The 14,817-nt window shown below is 64.9% G+C and carries 17 protein-coding genes; 8 read left to right on the top strand and 9 right to left on the bottom strand.

Going from position 1 to position 14,817, the window contains the following annotated elements; all coding sequences use genetic code 11:
* Positions 1–74: 74 nt before the first annotated feature.
* Entirely contained in the window at positions 75–962 is an 888-nt protein-coding gene (locus MPARV_RS0113235) for a tyrosine-type recombinase/integrase (protein WP_238538866.1), read from the bottom strand.
* 91 nt (positions 963–1,053) lie between these two features.
* On the opposite strand from MPARV_RS0113235, the gene MPARV_RS0113225 reads away from it, so the two are divergent.
* Positions 1,054–2,219, top strand: a protein-coding gene (locus tag MPARV_RS0113225) for an IS3 family transposase (RefSeq protein WP_085951972.1) whose coding sequence is annotated in 2 segments (ribosomal slippage) — positions 1,054–1,306 and positions 1,306–2,219 — 1,167 coding nt in all. Because the reading frame shifts where the segments join, the coding sequence is not laid out codon by codon here.
* A gap of 124 nt (positions 2,220–2,343) precedes the next feature.
* Here the strand turns inward: MPARV_RS0113225 and MPARV_RS0113220 are convergent.
* From MPARV_RS0113220 to MPARV_RS23735, 3 genes are read right to left on the bottom strand one after another with little or no spacing between them, the layout of a single operon-like run.
* Complete coding sequence (locus MPARV_RS0113220; RefSeq protein ID WP_012229136.1) at positions 2,344–3,270, bottom strand: tyrosine-type recombinase/integrase; 927 nt, start codon at positions 3,268–3,270, stop codon at positions 2,344–2,346.
* Entirely contained in the window at positions 3,267–4,475 is a 1,209-nt protein-coding gene (locus MPARV_RS0113215) for a site-specific integrase (RefSeq protein WP_012229137.1), read from the bottom strand. Before MPARV_RS0113215 ends, MPARV_RS0113220 begins: the two co-directional genes overlap by 4 nt.
* A 55-nt stretch (positions 4,476–4,530) precedes the next feature.
* Complete coding sequence (locus MPARV_RS23735; protein WP_012229138.1) at positions 4,531–4,800, bottom strand: tyrosine-type recombinase/integrase; 270 nt, start codon at positions 4,798–4,800, stop codon at positions 4,531–4,533.
* Positions 4,801–4,881: 81 nt separating this feature from the next.
* Between MPARV_RS23735 and MPARV_RS0113205 the strand changes: the two genes are divergently transcribed.
* Positions 4,882–5,301, top strand: a complete 420-nt coding sequence (locus MPARV_RS0113205) for a hypothetical protein (RefSeq protein ID WP_020378610.1) — start codon at positions 4,882–4,884, stop codon at positions 5,299–5,301.
* Here the strand turns inward: MPARV_RS0113205 and MPARV_RS0113200 are convergent.
* Positions 5,298–5,885, bottom strand: coding sequence for a hypothetical protein (locus tag MPARV_RS0113200; protein ID WP_157789627.1), 588 nt, complete (start codon positions 5,883–5,885; stop codon positions 5,298–5,300). The two genes, MPARV_RS0113205 and MPARV_RS0113200, sit on opposite strands and share 4 nt — an antisense overlap.
* A 240-nt stretch (positions 5,886–6,125) precedes the next feature.
* The gene (locus MPARV_RS0113195; RefSeq protein WP_020378608.1) at positions 6,126–7,298 is read right to left on the bottom strand and encodes a DegT/DnrJ/EryC1/StrS family aminotransferase; all 1,173 of its coding nucleotides are present in this window, start codon (positions 7,296–7,298) and stop codon (positions 6,126–6,128) included.
* Here MPARV_RS0113195 and MPARV_RS0113190 point away from each other — a divergent pair.
* The 3 genes from MPARV_RS0113190 to MPARV_RS21350 are packed head-to-tail and all read left to right on the top strand — an operon-like array spanning position 7,297 to position 9,363.
* Entirely contained in the window at positions 7,297–7,482 is a 186-nt protein-coding gene (locus tag MPARV_RS0113190) for a hypothetical protein (protein ID WP_020378607.1), read from the top strand. The two genes, MPARV_RS0113195 and MPARV_RS0113190, sit on opposite strands and share 2 nt — an antisense overlap.
* Positions 7,479–8,189 carry a hypothetical protein gene (locus tag MPARV_RS25835; RefSeq protein WP_020378606.1) on the top strand — a complete coding sequence of 237 codons (711 nt, stop codon included), beginning with the start codon at positions 7,479–7,481 and terminating at the stop codon, positions 8,187–8,189. Before MPARV_RS0113190 ends, MPARV_RS25835 begins: the two co-directional genes overlap by 4 nt.
* A 10-nt stretch (positions 8,190–8,199) precedes the next feature.
* On the top strand, positions 8,200–9,363 hold the full coding sequence (locus MPARV_RS21350) for a PqqD family peptide modification chaperone (RefSeq protein ID WP_020378605.1): 1,164 nt from the start codon (positions 8,200–8,202) through the stop codon (positions 9,361–9,363).
* A 41-nt stretch (positions 9,364–9,404) separates the two neighbouring features.
* On the opposite strand, the gene MPARV_RS0113175 is transcribed toward MPARV_RS21350, so the two are convergent.
* Positions 9,405–9,734 (bottom strand): gp58-like family protein, encoded by a 330-nt coding sequence (locus MPARV_RS0113175; protein ID WP_238538865.1) that lies wholly within the window; start codon positions 9,732–9,734, stop codon positions 9,405–9,407.
* Between the two features lie 232 nt (positions 9,735–9,966).
* On the bottom strand, positions 9,967–10,206 hold the full coding sequence (locus MPARV_RS0113170) for a hypothetical protein (protein ID WP_020378603.1): 240 nt from the start codon (positions 10,204–10,206) through the stop codon (positions 9,967–9,969).
* A 272-nt stretch (positions 10,207–10,478) separates the two neighbouring features.
* Between MPARV_RS0113170 and MPARV_RS0113160 the strand changes: the two genes are divergently transcribed.
* The gene (locus MPARV_RS0113160) at positions 10,479–10,763 is read left to right on the top strand and encodes a hypothetical protein (protein ID WP_157789626.1); all 285 of its coding nucleotides are present in this window, start codon (positions 10,479–10,481) and stop codon (positions 10,761–10,763) included.
* Between the two features lie 113 nt (positions 10,764–10,876).
* Here MPARV_RS0113160 and MPARV_RS0113155 read toward each other — a convergent pair whose 3' ends face one another.
* Positions 10,877–12,535 (bottom strand): IS1634 family transposase, encoded by a 1,659-nt coding sequence (locus MPARV_RS0113155; protein ID WP_020378600.1) that lies wholly within the window; start codon positions 12,533–12,535, stop codon positions 10,877–10,879.
* Positions 12,536–12,861: 326 nt separating this feature from the next.
* Here MPARV_RS0113155 and MPARV_RS0113145 point away from each other — a divergent pair, with 326 nt between their 5' ends.
* The gene (locus MPARV_RS0113145) at positions 12,862–13,677 is read left to right on the top strand and encodes a hypothetical protein (protein WP_157789625.1); all 816 of its coding nucleotides are present in this window, start codon (positions 12,862–12,864) and stop codon (positions 13,675–13,677) included.
* 175 nt (positions 13,678–13,852) lie between these two features.
* Complete coding sequence (locus MPARV_RS0113140) at positions 13,853–14,785, top strand: twin-arginine translocation signal domain-containing protein (protein ID WP_020378597.1); 933 nt, start codon at positions 13,853–13,855, stop codon at positions 14,783–14,785.
* Positions 14,786–14,817 lie beyond the last annotated feature (32 nt).

Genomic DNA, 14,817 nt, shown 5'->3' with positions numbered 1-14,817 from the left:
ACACCGCGACTATGCCGACCTTTCGGTGGGTGGCTGGTGGTGGCGTGTTGTCCAGGTGTGTGTGGTCGGCATAGTTACAGGCTTTCGAGGAACGCCAGCACTGCGTCGGGGGGCTGGTAGCGCCCTGGCGGTGTTGAGTCTGGTTTGGTCAGCTCGAGTGCTCTTTGTTTGGTTGTCATGTCGGCCTGCAGGTAGACGTTCGTTGAGCGGAGGTCGGCATGGCCGAGCCAGAGCGCGATGACGGCGGTGTCGACTCCGGCTTGGAGGAGTGCCATGGCGCAGCTGTGGCGCAGGGCGTGGGGGTGGAGCCGTTTGTTGCGCAGCGACGGGCACCGGTCGGCGGCCACATCGGCGTGTTTGCGGACCAATCGCTGGACAGCGTCTGAGCTCAACGGTCGACCTGTGCGGGTCGGGAAGAGCGGTTCACCGGGTTGGCCGCCGCGTTCTGCCATCCAACCGGCGAGGGTCGCCGCTGTCCCGGTGTTGAGGGGCACGGCTCGTTGCTTGCGGCCTTTGCCGTTCTCGCAGTGGACACTCGCGCCGGTGCCAAGGGTGACGTTGTCGCAGTTCAACCCGGTGAGCTCGGAGACACGCAGACCGGTTCTGACCTCGACGAGGAGCAGCGACCGGTCTCTGCGGCCTTCCCAACGGTCCAGGTCGGGTGCGTCAACGAGCGCGTCGATCTCCTCGGCGGTGAGGAACGACACCAGCGCCCGTTCGAAGCGTTTGGGTGGTATTGCCAGGACGCGTTGGAACGTTGCTGCGTGTTCGGGGTGCTGTAGGGAGGAGTAGCTGACCAGTGAACGGATAGCGGTCAGACGCAGGTTCCGGGTTCTGGGGCTGTTGTGACGTTCGGTCTCGAGACTGTCGAGAAAACCGCCGATCAGTGTCTCGTCAAGGTCGGCCCAGTCAAGGCGGGCCGGGGTCTTGCCGGTGTGTTCCTGTGCGTACGTGAGGAGCATCCGCAACGAATCACGGTAGGAGCCGTGGGGTGCCCCGAGGATTTCGGACAGTGGGTGATTGATAACATCCACTGACACAAAGGAATCCAATATGACACGCAAACGAACAAAATACTCTGACACTTTCAAGGCCGAGGCCGTGAAAATGGTGATCGACGGTTCCCGGCCGATCGCCACGGTCGCCAACGAGTTGGACATCAACCCGGGCACACTCGGTGTGTGGGTCAACAAGTACCGTGATGCCCACCCGATCGAGGAGGACCCTTTGACCCCAGCCGAACGTATCCAATTCCGCGAACTCCAAGCCGAGAACCGCGAACTCCGAATGAAAAACGAGTTCTTGGGAAAAGCGGCGTCCTTCTTCGCCCAGGAGTATCGGTGATCTCGAAGTACGAGTTCATCGACGGCGAGAAGGCGAACTACCCGGTCACCAAGATGTGTTTGTGGGCGGGCGTGTCGAAGTCCGGCTACTACGACTGGCGGAAACGTCCGCTGTCAGCAACCGCGGAACGACGCGAGGAACTGGCGGTCGATGTCCGCAAGGTCTTCGATGCATCCGATGGCACCTACGGGCACCGTCGGGTCCATGCCGAGCTGGGCCGCAAGAAGATCGCTGCCGGCCTTGAACTGGTCCGTCGGGTGATGGTCGAGGGTGACATGGTTGCCTGTCAGCCCAGGCCATACAGGCGAACGACCGACCCTGACGGCACGCCGAGCACGGCGGACTTGGTCGACCGGGACTTCACCGCCGCGGAGCCGGGCGTGAAGCTGGTCGGTGATATCACCTATATCCGCACGTGGGAAGGGTGGGTGTACTTGGCGACGGTGATCGATTGTTTCTCGAAGATGGTGGTCGGGTTCGCGATGGCCGACCATATGCGCACCGGTCTGGTGACCGACGCGTTGCAGGCCGCGATCGACGCTGGTGGCATTCAGTCGAATGCCATATTCCATTCGGATCATGGGGCGCAGTACACCTCTGAGGAGTTCAAAGCGTTCCTTGCATCAAATGACATGGTTGGGTCGATGGGTAAGACCGGGGTGTGTTGGGATAATGCTATGGCGGAATCGTTTTTTGCTTCGTTGAAGAACGAGTTCGTTTATCGGACAGTGTTCCCGACACGAAGAAAGGCTGTTTCGGGTATTGCGCATTGGATCGAGATTTGGTATAATCGTTCCAGGCTTCATTCGGGGATCGGTTACCGGACACCGGTTGAAGTGCATGACAGCTATCGCGACAAGGCACGGGCAGCGTAAGGGCTGCCACAGATCACTGTCCGAGAAACGCGGGGCTCACCACCGATCGTTGCCGGGCTTGCGTGTTGTTGCTTGACGAGCCGGTCGGTGAAGAAGCTTTCCAGGGTGGGGGCGATCAGGCTCATTAGCAAAGCACCTCCCGGTTCAGGTCCATACGGGTGACGGCCAACGCCAACAGTTCGGGGACAGCGGACAAATACCAGTACGTCGAGCGGGGATCTTCGTGGCCCAAGTAGACCGACAAGGTCGGAAGGAGGGCCTCAACGTCTGCGTCTTCCTGATACCACTTCAACAACGTCCGGACAGCGAACGTATGTCTGACATCATGAATTCTCGGCCGGATCGACGATCCCGCTCCGACCCCCGAGAGGTCACAGAAGCGTCGGAAGGCCAGCCGGAACGGTTGGTAGAGCAGCCTGGTGCCCCGCATGGAAACGAAGAATGCTGGTGTCGACGGTTGGAGGCAGAGCCGGTCGCGGGTCTCCGCGTAGTCCGCCAGCGCGGCCATGGTGGACCCCAGCAGTGGGATGTTGCGGGACTTCCCGAACTTGGCCGTGGAGATGGTGAGGACGGCGTCGTCCCATGCGATGTCGTCGCGGTTCAGCCCGATCACCTCGCCGACCCGCATGCCGGTGGCGGCCAGAAGACCGATCACGGTTTCCCAGGTTGCCGCGGGTAGCCGCCAACGACATCGGCGAGTCTCGGCCATGAGCGCGGCGATGTCCTCGGGGCTGTAGACGAACGGTGGCCGCCACCGCTGATGGTTCGGGATCAGACCGGGCGGTGGGACTTCGGTGCGCTCGTCGAGGGCGGCCATGTGGCGGGCGAACCCTCGGGCCACCATCATCCGATGGGACCAAACAGTGCTGGTGGGTGATACGTCCGGGGCCTGTGCCCAGGCCAGCGCGGCGGCCACGGTAACGGTCGGCTCACCGACCGAATCGAGGTAGGCGACAAACCGTGGCAGCAGCCGGTGTGCCTCGACAAGGTCATGGCCGAACGAACGGCGCAGTGCCAGGTACTCATCTGCGATGTCCGACAAGGCGCTCATCGTCGGGCTCCCGGCCAAGGCTGGGCGACCTGAGCCAACCTGACGAAATCGACTTTGGCGTAGATGGCGGTGGTGGCCAGATCCCGGTGACGTAACACCTGGCTGACCTCAACCAGTTTGGCTCCATGGGCGAGCAGGTCGGCGGCAAGACCGTGTCGTAGCCGGTGTGGACCCACCCGATTCACCCCGGCACGACCGCACGCCCGGTAGACAACCTTGGTGAGCAAGCACGCACGGATGGGCACGTGAGGCGCACGCACAGTCAGGAACACGTGTCGCTCGTTGCTGGCCGGTCGGCCCTGTTGGAGATATCCGACCAGTGCTTGCCCAACATCGGCGGGAATCGGTAGCCGGTCGACACGACGGCCCTTGCCCCGCACCATGATCTCTCCGGCACGCCAGTCGATATCGTCCAGCTCCAAACGGGCGACCTCGCACGCGCGAAGCCCGAGACGGGCAACGAGCGTCAAGATCGCGAAGTCACGCCGGCCGCCGGACCTGCTCCGATCACAGCCGTCGAGCAACGCCCTCACCTCGACCGGTGACACGCTCTGTGGAATCCCGGTGTTACGCCAGCCCGCGACGGGAGGCATGGCCGTCCCCAAATCGACCTCGATGATCCGGTCCCAATACAAGAACCGCAGCAACGACCGAAGATCGCCCGCCTCGCGTTTCGCCGACGCCACGCTGAGGCGACCACACGAATCGAGCAGATAGGTGAACACGTCGGCTGCCTCGAGGCCCTCGGCCCCTGTGCCCCCAACACGGGCCGCTCGTTCGGTCAGAAAGACCTTGGCCATCCGCACGTAGCGGTCCACCGTCGATGGTGCCAGCCCACGCTCTCGGGTCAGATAGACGGCGTAACGATCGAGCAGTTCCTCCGTCGGTGTCGGTTCGGCCACCGCCGCCTCAGGAGCACAGCCGACACGACGCAACAACACGACCAACACCTCCAGCAACGGCCGCCTCGACGGGATCCGACGCCCCAGACCAGCACAGGTGTCAACGAACTCGTCGACCCGACCCACGGTCAACTCGTCCACGGCAAGGCCCTCGTCGGCCATCCAGCAGCTCAGCCACCCCATCTCCGCCAAGCGCTGTTCAACCGGGCCGGGCCTGTAGCCCAACCCGACCAGCGCTTCCCGATAATCAGCGGCGAACGATGTCAGCGGCGAATCGCCACACGTCCATGAATTGGTGCCCATCGGCTTCCTCCTTGTTCCACGGAACCGGACGGCTCCGACCGGGAAAGCCTCAACGTCAGACCGCAACTATGCCGAGCACCACACCCCACACCAGATCAAACACCCCCTGCCACCCGGGAAACGCCGACCGCGCACAGCACAAGTCGGCATAGTCGAGGGGTCGGCATAGGGCGTGGAGGTAGATCCCGGTTGTTTCGATGCTTTCGTGTCCGAGCCAGAGGGCGATTGTGGCGATGTCGACGCTGGCGTGGAGGAGACGCATGGCTGCGGTGTGGGGTGCTGTCGGGTGCCCGATGCGGCTGAGGCGCAGGCTTCGGCCTGGCATGCGGAAGCGGCAGAGCCGCGCCGAGGGGTGGGTGTCGGTCCGTCGGTCGAACCAGAGTTGAGATTGGGCTGACCGGCGGATGTGTCGCCTGGGGCATCGGGCGGTTCGGGCGGCGAGGCGGTCGTGCTTGTCGCCGAGTCACTGGCGCCAGTGCAGTTGGTGGTGGTGCCGTGCGTGCCGCCGGTGCTGTGGCTGCTTCCGGTGCTGCCGTTCTTGCCGTTGCTGGCGCTGCCGTTCTTGCCGTTGCTGGCGCTGCCGTTCTTGGTGGTGCGATTTTTGGTGGCGGCGAGAGTTTGGCAGATGAGCGCTTCGAGGGCGTCGGCGCGGCGTTGGGCGACCGCTCGCTTGTTGTGTCGGGATCGGCCGGGCAGGTGCTCGGCTCGCCACAGTTGGTCGGTCATCGCAGCGAGTTGGGTGGAGATGCGGGCGCCGGTGACCGGGTCGAATTGGGCGAACAGGTGGTGCATGCCGGTGTCGTCGTCGATCCACATCGACGCCTAACGGGACTGACGCTGGCGTTGAGCGTGGGTGTTGCCACCATCGGGTGACCCATCAATGTCCTCTTGGCGCATCGTGCGGGCGAACTCGTCGACGTCCTGGCACTTGGCCTTCTCCAAGAGGGCGTCCTCGTTGTCGCGAACGTTGCGTGCCTGTTCGGGCTTGTCCATCCGAGACGCCAACGCTTCGGCCTGCCCGGCGCCGATCTCGCCGCGTTCCAACGCTTCACGGGTCTTCGGCAAGCGTGCCAGACCGCCGGCTGTTTTGGCGGCCTTGCGGGCTTGCCGGCCCGACATGTTGCCCGACTTGCGCAACTGTTCGGCCACGTCGCCGTCGCGGCGAGCCAGTTCGGCCACCACCGCCGAACGGCGGGCCACCACCAACGCGTCCACTCTGGACAGCGCAGCGATCTCGGCCTTCAACGCCGCCACGTCCAACCCCGCCACAACCGAATCGACCGAAAGGCCACCGCACAAACAGCCAGCGTCTCGGACTCCAGCGTCTCGGACTCCAGCGCCTTTGCCGCCTCCCGCCGTGCATGCGGAGCTGTTGGCTGCCGAGCCGTCTACCGTCATCGTTTCGACCATGGATGTTCACCTCCCCCAAAGGAGCCAGCAACCCCACACGAAGGGGCGCGCTTCGCACCTTGACGGCGCCGCCCAAGCGTCCGCTTGGACAACACCCCAACCATCACGGCCTGCGTATCCCGTGGCTTCCCACCCGATCTCAGCCCGACGGGATTGACCGGTCCTGCGATGACCTACACACCATGATAACGAACATGCGTTCGACCGTCAACGGGTAGTTGCGAAAATTTCAGGGTTTGGTCAGACGCGGGTGAGGAACGTGTCGATCGAGGTCAGCACCCGGTCGAAGTCGTCGTCGGTCATGCCGCTGCCGCTGGGGAGGCAGATGCCGTGGTCGAACAGCCGGTCGGCCGTGCCGTTGAGCACGGTCGGGACGCCGGCAAACGAGCGCTGCTGGTGCATCGGCTTCCAGGTGGGCCGGGACTCGATCTCGTCGGCATCGAGGTGCTCACGCAGGTCGGCGGAGCTGAAGCCGGCGAGCGCTGGGTCGATCAACGCACAGGTCAGCCAGCGGTTGCAGAACCCGTCGTCGATCTCCGGCTGGAAGGTCACCCCTGACACGTTGCCCAGCACCTCGACGTAGCGGTCGAAGTACCAGCGTCGCCGGGCGATGCGCTCGTCCAGGGTGGACAGCTGACCCCGCCCGAAGGCCGCCAGCAGGTTGGACAGCCGGTAGTTGAACCCGATCTCGTGGTGTTCGTAGTGAGGCGCCGGCTCCTTGGCCTGGGTGGAGAGGAACCGTGCCCGTTCGATCAGCGTCTCGTCGGCGCCGACCAGCATGCCGCCCCCGGAGGTGGTGATCAGCTTGTTGCCGTTGAAGGAGAGCGCTGCAACCCGGCCGAACGACCCGCCCGGGCGGCCGGCAAGCGATGAACCGAGCGACTCGGCGGCGTCCTCGATCAGCGGCACGCCGTAGCGCTCGCAGATCGGCTCGATCCGCCGGTAGTCAGCGGGCTGGCCGTACAGATCGACCGAGATCACTGCGGCCGGCAGGCGATCCGCAGCGGCGCGCTCGGCCAGGGCCTGCTCGAGCAGTTCGGGGTCGAGGTTCCAATCGGCGGCCGAGGAGTCGACGAACACCGGCGTGGCCCCCACGTAGGCCACGGCGTTGGCGGATGCCGCGAACGTGAAGGTCGACACGATCACCTCGTCGCCCTCGCCGACCCCAAGGGCGTGCAGCGCCAGGTGCAGCGCAGCGGTGCCGCTGGAGAGTGCCACGGCATGCCCGACGCCGGTGACCGCAGCGATCTCGCTTTCGAACGCGGCCAGATCGGGTCCGGCCGGTGCCGCCCACCCGGAGTCGACCGCCGCCATCAGCAGGTCTTTCTCGGGTTGGCGAACGTCGGGGGCCGAAAGAAAGATGCGCGTCACGCCGAAGATGGTACGCGCCTGGGCGAGTATGGTCCGATCCATGCCGGTTGAAGAAGATGCGTCCGGCAAGCCGCACGCCGAGCCGCTGCAGCGGCCGTGGCTGTCGGGTGGGTTTCGCAGGATGAAGACGGTAGCGCTGTACGTGCTGGTGTGCGTGGTGAGCTTCGTCGCCGTCGTCGCGTTGTTCAGCTTTGCCGAGAGCCTCTGGCTGGGCCGCTTACGGTGATCGAGCGCTACCACCTGGTGCTGGCGGCGTGGGCGGTGGGAGCGGGGCTGGTGTGGGCGCTGGCCAGCCGCGTGGCGCCGCCGCTCGTGCAACGCCGGTTGGTGGCTTTGGCCGGGCTGACCGGAGCCGTCCTCGGTGCGTGGAACGACCCCCGACGGTGGCCCTGGCTGGTGGTCGCTGTGCTGGTGGTGGCGTGGGCGGATGACACCGACCGGCTCCATCCGCTGGGGGAGTGGGCGGCTCCCCTGACCGTCGTCAGCCTGGTGGGGGTGTGGGCGTCGGTTCCCGACACCGAGCCGGCCCTGGCGGCGGGGGCAGTGCTCGCCCCGCTGGCGCTGGCGTTGGCAGTGGGACGACGCCCGGTCGGGCCGGCCGGCACCGTTGCACTGGGGGTCGCCGTGCTCGGCTCGGTGTGGGTGGGCTCGGCTGGGTGGGGTGCGGCGCTGGCCACCGTCAGCGCCATCGGCGTGGTGGCGGCCGCGCCGATCGTGGACGGGTTTCGCCGCACCAGGCTGTCGCCGGTCGGCTGGAGCGCGGTGGTGGCGACGCAGCTGATGCTGTCGGTGCCGCTGTCACGGGTGATCATGCGTCAGAGCGTGGTGGTGGCGGTGATGCTGTCGGCGATGGGCCTCACCGCTGCGCTGCTCGTCATGGCGGTGGCCCCGGGCCAGCAGCCGCAATCCAGGGCTCGCCCAGAGGACAACTAGCCTCACCCGGATGCCGACGTTCCCGCAGCGTTCCCCCGGCGTGCTGGTGTCCCCCATGGGTGACCGCGCTGTGGCCTACGACCTGATCACCGAGACCGCCCACCAGCTGAACGCCACCGCCGGCGCCTTGCTGGCGGCGTGCGATGGTGAGGCCGATGTCGATGCCGCCGTCACCGACTGGGCGGACGGCGCCGGCGTTGACCGGGCCGATGTGGCGGCCGACGTCACGGCGGGCCTGGACATGCTCACCGAGTTGGGGCTCGTCGGTCGGGACGAGGCCTTCGACGCTCCCAAGCCGCCGGTCGGTTCGACCGAGGGCGAAGCCGAAGGCGAGAGCGCATCCGACAACGACGCTCCCGACGGCGCTGTGACCGACAACGTGGTGACCGGCAGAGTCCACCCGGTGATCGATCACAACATCGCGCTGCGTGGCCCCGACGCCGACGTGTTGGAGGCCCTCGACACGTTTCTCGGCACTGGGACCGATGCCGAGAAGCCGACGATGTTCTTCGACGCACACGAGACCGAGGACGGAGAGTTGGTGCTGGTCACCGACTACGAGTGGCGCTTTCCCAGCCGGGAGGCGTGCCTGCGCCAGCTGACGTCGGTGGTCAACGAGTACGCGGTGTGGACCCATAGTTGTGCGGCGTTTCACGCCGGGGCCGTGCGCTCGCCCGATGGGGACCTGGTGCTGCTGCCCGCACCGTCGGGCAACGGCAAGTCCACGCTGACCGGCGCATTTGTGGCCGCCGGATGGGATTACCTGGGCGACGAGGCGATCGGCGTGCGGCCCGGCTCGCTGGTGGCGGTCGGCTACCCGAAGCGACTGGCGATCGACCCGTCGAGCCGAGCGGTGCTCAACCTGCCCGAGAGCGACAGCGCCGATCTCGATCCGGCCGATATCAACGCCGACGTCACCCGCTTGGACGGCGACGTCGGCCCGATCAGCCGGGTGGTGCTACCCACCTATCAAGAGGGTGCCGAGGTGACGGTGCAGCGCTTGGAACCCCACGAGGCCGTGGTCGAGTTGCTGGCCAACACGCTCAATTTGGCTCGAGCCGGGCAGGCGGCGCTGGACGCGGTGTGTGATCTGGCAGCAACGGTTCCGGTCGAGCGGTTGATCCACGGCGACGCCCACCAGGCGGTCGCACGTGTCAGTACTCAGCTCGTCTAACTGGGGCGCCGGCCTGTAGATGCGACGGAGTCGGTTGCGAGCTAAGCCCGCAGCAGGACGGCGACCAAGAGCCCAGCCATCGTGGCCAGCACACCGATCAGCATCAGGAACGCGGTGAACATCCTGCTCTCAAGTCGACGGAGTCCTGACTCCAGTTCCGCTTGAAAATCAGACCGAAGCCCGGACGTCTTGTGCTCGAGGTCGGACCGAAGCCCGGAGGTTTTGGTCTCCAGGTCCGACCGAAGCCCAGAGAGCTGGGTGTCGAGGTCGGAGCGGAGCAGCGAGAGCTTGGCGTCGAGCAAGGCGGTCTGGACGTCGAGGTCGTTCTTGGTTGCAACATCGGCCCAACCGACCGGTGGGAGCAGTTCCATCAAGGTCGTGCCCCCCTTCTTTCCCAACAGCTCGTTGGCTCGTTCCTGCAGATTGTAGCGCTCCAAAGCTGAAGGAGTGCGACGTGCTGGACAGCAGACAGGGCCCCTTGCTGCGCAGAAAGAGTTCTCCTCTGCCAGGCTTCGACCCGCAGCTCGCTCATGGGGAAGTCCTGCACGTTTGCTGTGGTCACGAAAGCGGATGAGCACGGTCGAGTCGAGCACACTCGCGCCACTATCCGGCGCGCCGGCCGTCGGCTTCACGTTGTGCGCGCACCCATGTGGCCGGGTCGTCGTCCCAGGCGTGCCCCGAATCGGGACGTGAACCGAGGGCCGATTCCACATCCTCCCAACGCCGGTCGTCCTCGAGCGCTTGACGAAGTGCCGCCGCGATGTAGGCGCTTCGTTGGCGGGTCCCAGCGCGTCGGTCGAGCTCTGTGACGAGGTCGCCGTCCAACGATATGTGCAGACGCATGTGCTCAAATTAGCCCACAGGCACTGGTATCTGACCGTGGCTTGTTCCTCAGGCGCACGCGGTAGGGGAGCGGCGACGATCAGCTTTGGCGGCCATCCCTGTTCTGATGACGCGGACCGGTAGCTGCCACGACGATGACCCGATCCGCCTCAGTCCATGACCGGCACGCCCAGCGACCGAACCCAACGCCTCGAGGCTGACCTCGGCAACGCAGCCAGCAGCGCAACGGACTGGGCGGAGGCTCGTACACTCGTCGGGGAGGTGCGTCAGGGGTGAGTGGTCAGCAGCGTCGATCGGTCTCAATGGAGGACGTGCTGGAGCTTCCCGTCGGCGCCCTGACGGCGGAGGTGGACGGACACCTCGTCGCCGTGGACCAGAGCTCGGGCAGCGGGGTGCTTCTCAACGCTGAGGCAGCGCTCATCCTCACCGCCATCGACGGGGTTGCCTCGTTCGGCGAGGTGATCGACCGGGTGGCCGGCGAGACGGGCGGCAACTCCCCCTCGCTTCGGGCCAACGCGCCGGACGTGATCGAGCAGTTACCTGGGTTCCGCAGCTAGTTGAGCGGTCTAGGTGCCTGGATGCCTGTCTGGGCGCGGGAATTGGGCTCTCAGCGTGCTGGGAGCCGTGTGTCTAGGCGGTTTGGTGTCCTGGGTGGCCGGTTCGGGGCGGTTCAGGCTGGGGTGGCGGGCTGGATGCTGGTGTAGTCGGCGGGTTCTTTGAGGCCGACCGCTGCCAGGATCGCTTTCTGGTCTGGGGTGGTTGCTGTTCGCCTGCGGATGGTGCCGGCGGGGCCGGTGAACGTGCCGAGGTGCATTTGGTCGAGTTGGTGGCGGAGGTTGGTCCACGTCTGGTTGGTGCGGGACTCGACGATCCGGATGTGGAGGAGGGCGAGCCAGCACAACAGGACGTGGGCTCTGATGCGGTCTTCGAGCCGGTGGTAGACGGGGCGGAGGTCGAGGGTGGATTTCATGTCGCGCCAGCCTCGTTCGACTTCGAGGAGTTGTTTGTAGCCGAGCGCGATGTCCTCGGCTGACAGTGACGGGTCCGCGGTGCGGAGTAGGTATTTGCCGTCGAGTTTGGTCTCGGCGCGGATCGCTGTCTTGTCGACACGGAGGAGCCCGGTTTTGGTGGTGCGGAGGTAGCGGCGGACCGCTGCGGGAAGCCCGGCCGCGAGGGCGACACGTTCGTCGTGGGTGGCTTGATCTGTCCCGTCGATCGCTGTTTGGAGCCGTTCGACGAGTTGGGTTCGGATTGTCTGGTCGCGTTCGGCTTGTTCAGGGTTGTGACAGATCACGAACCGGTCCCGTGCAGCACCGTCATCGATTCCGACTTCTTTGACCCGCATGTTGTGGCGGATCTCGTGGTAGCGGCCCGGTCTGGCCAATGCTGTGGCGGCTTCGGTGTTCCCCCTGATCTTCTCGCCGATGATGTAGTTCCCGCCGGCGCGTTGGAGGTAGCGGCGGTTCTCAGCCGAGGAGAACCCCCGGTCCGCGACCCAGATGACGTGCCCCAACCGCCAGTCGGCGAGGTCGTCTTTGACCTGGCGGATCAGCGGCTGGTCGCCGGTGTTTCCGGACCAGGACCACACCCGGATTGGTATCCCGGTGCGGGTGACAGCCATGCCGATCACGATCTGTGGGAGGTCGTTGCGGTGGTCTTTGGATTTGCCCCACGTCCGGAACCCGACGGTGGCCCCGTCGGCCGGCTGGTCGGCTGTGGGTGTCTCGAAGTAGGTGGAGGTGGTGTCGAAGAACAGCAGGTCAACTTCGAGGTTCAACAGATCGGCTGTGGCCCAGTAGACGGATTCGGCGAGCTCGGTTTCGCATTCGAGGAGCCAGTCCATCGCCCGATAACAGCTGTCGGAATCAAGATCAGTGAGTCCGTCGATGTGGGTTCGTTCGGTGACCCAGCCGGTGGCGGCGAGTTTGGAGCCGGGGTCGACCGCCCGGTTCGCGACAAGAGCGAAGAGGACCCGTTCCATTTTGGGGTCCAGGCGTCGGCCTTTCAACAAGCCCCGCAACGTTTTGTCGATCCCGAGCTGGGACCACACGCCGTCGAGTACATAGTTGGCGCCCATCGGCCGTGACTCGACGAACTCCAAGTCGTCGGTCCCCGACATGGCGAGATGGTCGCCTGGGGGCAGCAGCCGTGAGAGCGACCCGATCAGGCGGGCGATCGCGTCACGGTCGACGGTGTCAGCCCGGCCGAAGCTGTGGACGACTCGGGGCACCGAATGCCCCGCGGCGCTGTCCCAGTCGTTGTGGGCCAGTTGGAGGTAGGCGACCTGGGTGCCGTCGGAGCGTTTGCGTTTCACGGTGCGGAGATACATGACACCTAGGACCGTAGCCCACATCCGTTTAGCCCATTGCGCTTACAGTGTCAGGCGTGTGTCTATGCGTTTCTGTGATTCCCGGAACGAAAACCCTTTCGTATCAACACTTTCAACCGCCCGGACACCTAGAAACCCCAAATAGCTGCGGAACGCAGGAGTTACTGGACCAGGGTTTGCTTCGCTACGTCGGGGACCCGCTGCATGCCATTCATCATCCGCCGGCAGCGGGCCCCCAGCGCTGGCAGAAGCGAGTTGACCAGATTCTGGCCGGGCATACGTGGAGCTTCAGCAGAACTGTGCAGGTCGCCAACGTGTCAGTGCGGGTGAGGTCGGATGAACCGACGACCGGCAAGCTGCTGAGCCTGCTGCTGTCGGCCCTGCCGTCCCACCCCGACGGCGGTCAACCAGCGGCGCACAGCATCGCCGTTGTCTCGCTTCCCCTCAGCGCTGGACTGCCCGCTGAGCCACGGGCCGGACGGAGCCGATATCGGGTCGTCGCCGACGGCCGCGTGGTGGGTCGGCGAGATCGACCGGAGGACGCTGTGGCGCTTGCCCTCCACCACGTTGACGAGGTGGCCATTGAAGCCACCGACTTGCTGGCGTTCCATGCGGGCGCTGTGGAACGAAACGGCAGCGTGGTCATGGTGTTTGGCGACAGTGGCAGTGGCAAGAGCACATTGACCGGAGCACTGCTTCGACATTCGTTCGCCTACCTCACCGACGAGGTGGGTCTGGTAGATCCCAACACGTTCGAGGTTCTGCCCTACCCGAAGGCACTGGACCTGCACCCCAATTCGATCGAGCTTCTCGAGATCGACGGGGCTGACGCCGCCCTGGGGGCAGTGAAGCACAAAGTGCTGCCGCACCGTCTGGGCTCGGTGAGCAGCAGCGGGCGACTTGAGTTGATGGTGTTCCTCGACCCAACGCCATCGTGGTCGAATCCGGTAGGCGGCCGGACTCTTGCACCAGCCGACACGTTGATGAGATTGCTTCCAGTCACGTTTGGGTCAACTTTGGCAACCCGGTCCCACCTGCAAGCGATGGCGTACATGTGCGAACGAACGTCTGCTGTCGGCTTGGGGCGCGGCACCCTGAACGATGCAGTGGATGCGATCGAACGCTCCCTCCAAGTTCCTTGACGCTAATTCATTCAGCGATGAATTAGCGTCATCGGTAGAGAGAATCTCATACCTCGCTTCGGTGGAATATCATATAGTGCCAAAGGTTTCCGTTCCTGTGGTAGTAATCCGCCACCTCGATTTGCGACGCGCAGGCGAGGTGAGCTGCGGCTCTCAGGTAGAAGGGGACACCAGAATGACTGAAGTTGACCGCCGAAAGTTCATCCAGCGAGCAGGCGTCGGAGCCGCTGCGGCAGGCGCGGCGTGGGCAGGCCCAGCCATCCTCGGACAGAACGCTGCGTTTGCGGCGGGGTCTGACGGCGGCGGTGGTGGTGGTCCGATCGAGACCATCCCACCGGATCCCGACCCCGATGACATCTACTGCGGCACGATCGTCTGGCCGACGACGAACAACAATCCGAACTCACCCGCCTCGCGTATCACCTATCCGCTGAAGTCCACCGACGAGCCGCTTGTCCAGCTGGATTCGGTAGTTGGTCAGCAGGTTGGACCCACGCCCCCGTCGCTGATCAACCCGCAGGTGACGGCCGGTGCCGGTGCGAATTACGGCTATCGCAACCTTCTTCCAAACCCGCGGGCGTTCCAAGGCCAGGGGACGATCAGCGGGTGCAATGTGCCCGGCCTGGTACTGGTCCAGAACAACGCTGGCGGCGGCAACACGTCGGCAGCTTCGATCGCCAACTATCAGGAGGTGACGTTCACCTTCAACACGGTGATCACCGACCTGCGCTTCAACATCAACGATCTGACCGCCAACACCGAGGATGGGGCGAACACCACTGGGGACACCGTCGATGCTTCCGCTCCGTACACCCCCAGGAACGGGATCTACCGGGATGCGGTCAGCTTCAACCGTTCCATTTCCGTCACCGGCGGCAACCAAACCAACTTGACCGGCTCCGGCACCTTCTCTAATCCTCTTCGTCGTACCACCGACCAGGACTACTTCATCGGTCTCAACGCTGTATATGCGCCGAACAACGTCCCGTTGGACGTTGAGGTGACCATGCCTGGCCCCCTCAAGTCGTTCACCATGCGGTACGCAACCGTCGGAGGTCGGGGCACACAATGGGTCCAGCTGGGCACCTTCTCGTTCGGGGACTGCTGACCGGCAGCCGAACCGCCGCCACCAAACTTCTA

The sequence above is a fragment of the Candidatus Microthrix parvicella Bio17-1 genome (genome assembly GCF_000299415.1).
Classification (GTDB): domain Bacteria; phylum Actinomycetota; class Acidimicrobiia; order Acidimicrobiales; family Microtrichaceae; genus Microthrix; species Microthrix parvicella.
The sequence above is the reverse complement of the archived record's forward strand: the minus strand, read 5'-3'. Positions and strand labels throughout refer to the sequence as shown.

What these genes read in the sequence shown, in the direction of transcription:
- MPARV_RS0113200 (WP_157789627.1), bottom strand. Translation starts at nt 5,885, where the DNA reads ATGGTCGAAACGATGACGGTAGACGGCTCGGCAGCCAACAGCTCCGCA.
- MPARV_RS0113235 (WP_238538866.1), bottom strand. Translation starts at nt 962, where the DNA reads ATGCTCCTCACGTACGCACAGGAACACACCGGCAAGACCCCGGCCCGC.
- MPARV_RS21350 (WP_020378605.1), top strand. Translation starts at nt 8,200, where the DNA reads ATGCCGACGTTCCCGCAGCGTTCCCCCGGCGTGCTGGTGTCCCCCATG.
- MPARV_RS23735 (WP_012229138.1), bottom strand. Translation starts at nt 4,800, where the DNA reads ATGCCAGGCCGAAGCCTGCGCCTCAGCCGCATCGGGCACCCGACAGCA.
- MPARV_RS0113170 (WP_020378603.1), bottom strand. Translation starts at nt 10,206, where the DNA reads ATGCGTCTGCACATATCGTTGGACGGCGACCTCGTCACAGAGCTCGAC.
- MPARV_RS0113175 (WP_238538865.1), bottom strand. Translation starts at nt 9,734, where the DNA reads ATGGAACTGCTCCCACCGGTCGGTTGGGCCGATGTTGCAACCAAGAAC.
- MPARV_RS0113190 (WP_020378607.1), top strand. Translation starts at nt 7,297, where the DNA reads ATGCCGGTTGAAGAAGATGCGTCCGGCAAGCCGCACGCCGAGCCGCTG.
- MPARV_RS0113215 (WP_012229137.1), bottom strand. Translation starts at nt 4,475, where the DNA reads ATGGGCACCAATTCATGGACGTGTGGCGATTCGCCGCTGACATCGTTC.
- MPARV_RS0113220 (WP_012229136.1), bottom strand. Translation starts at nt 3,270, where the DNA reads ATGAGCGCCTTGTCGGACATCGCAGATGAGTACCTGGCACTGCGCCGT.
- MPARV_RS0113140 (WP_020378597.1), top strand. Translation starts at nt 13,853, where the DNA reads ATGACTGAAGTTGACCGCCGAAAGTTCATCCAGCGAGCAGGCGTCGGA.
- MPARV_RS0113195 (WP_020378608.1), bottom strand. Translation starts at nt 7,298, where the DNA reads ATGGATCGGACCATACTCGCCCAGGCGCGTACCATCTTCGGCGTGACG.
- MPARV_RS0113155 (WP_020378600.1), bottom strand. Translation starts at nt 12,535, where the DNA reads ATGTATCTCCGCACCGTGAAACGCAAACGCTCCGACGGCACCCAGGTC.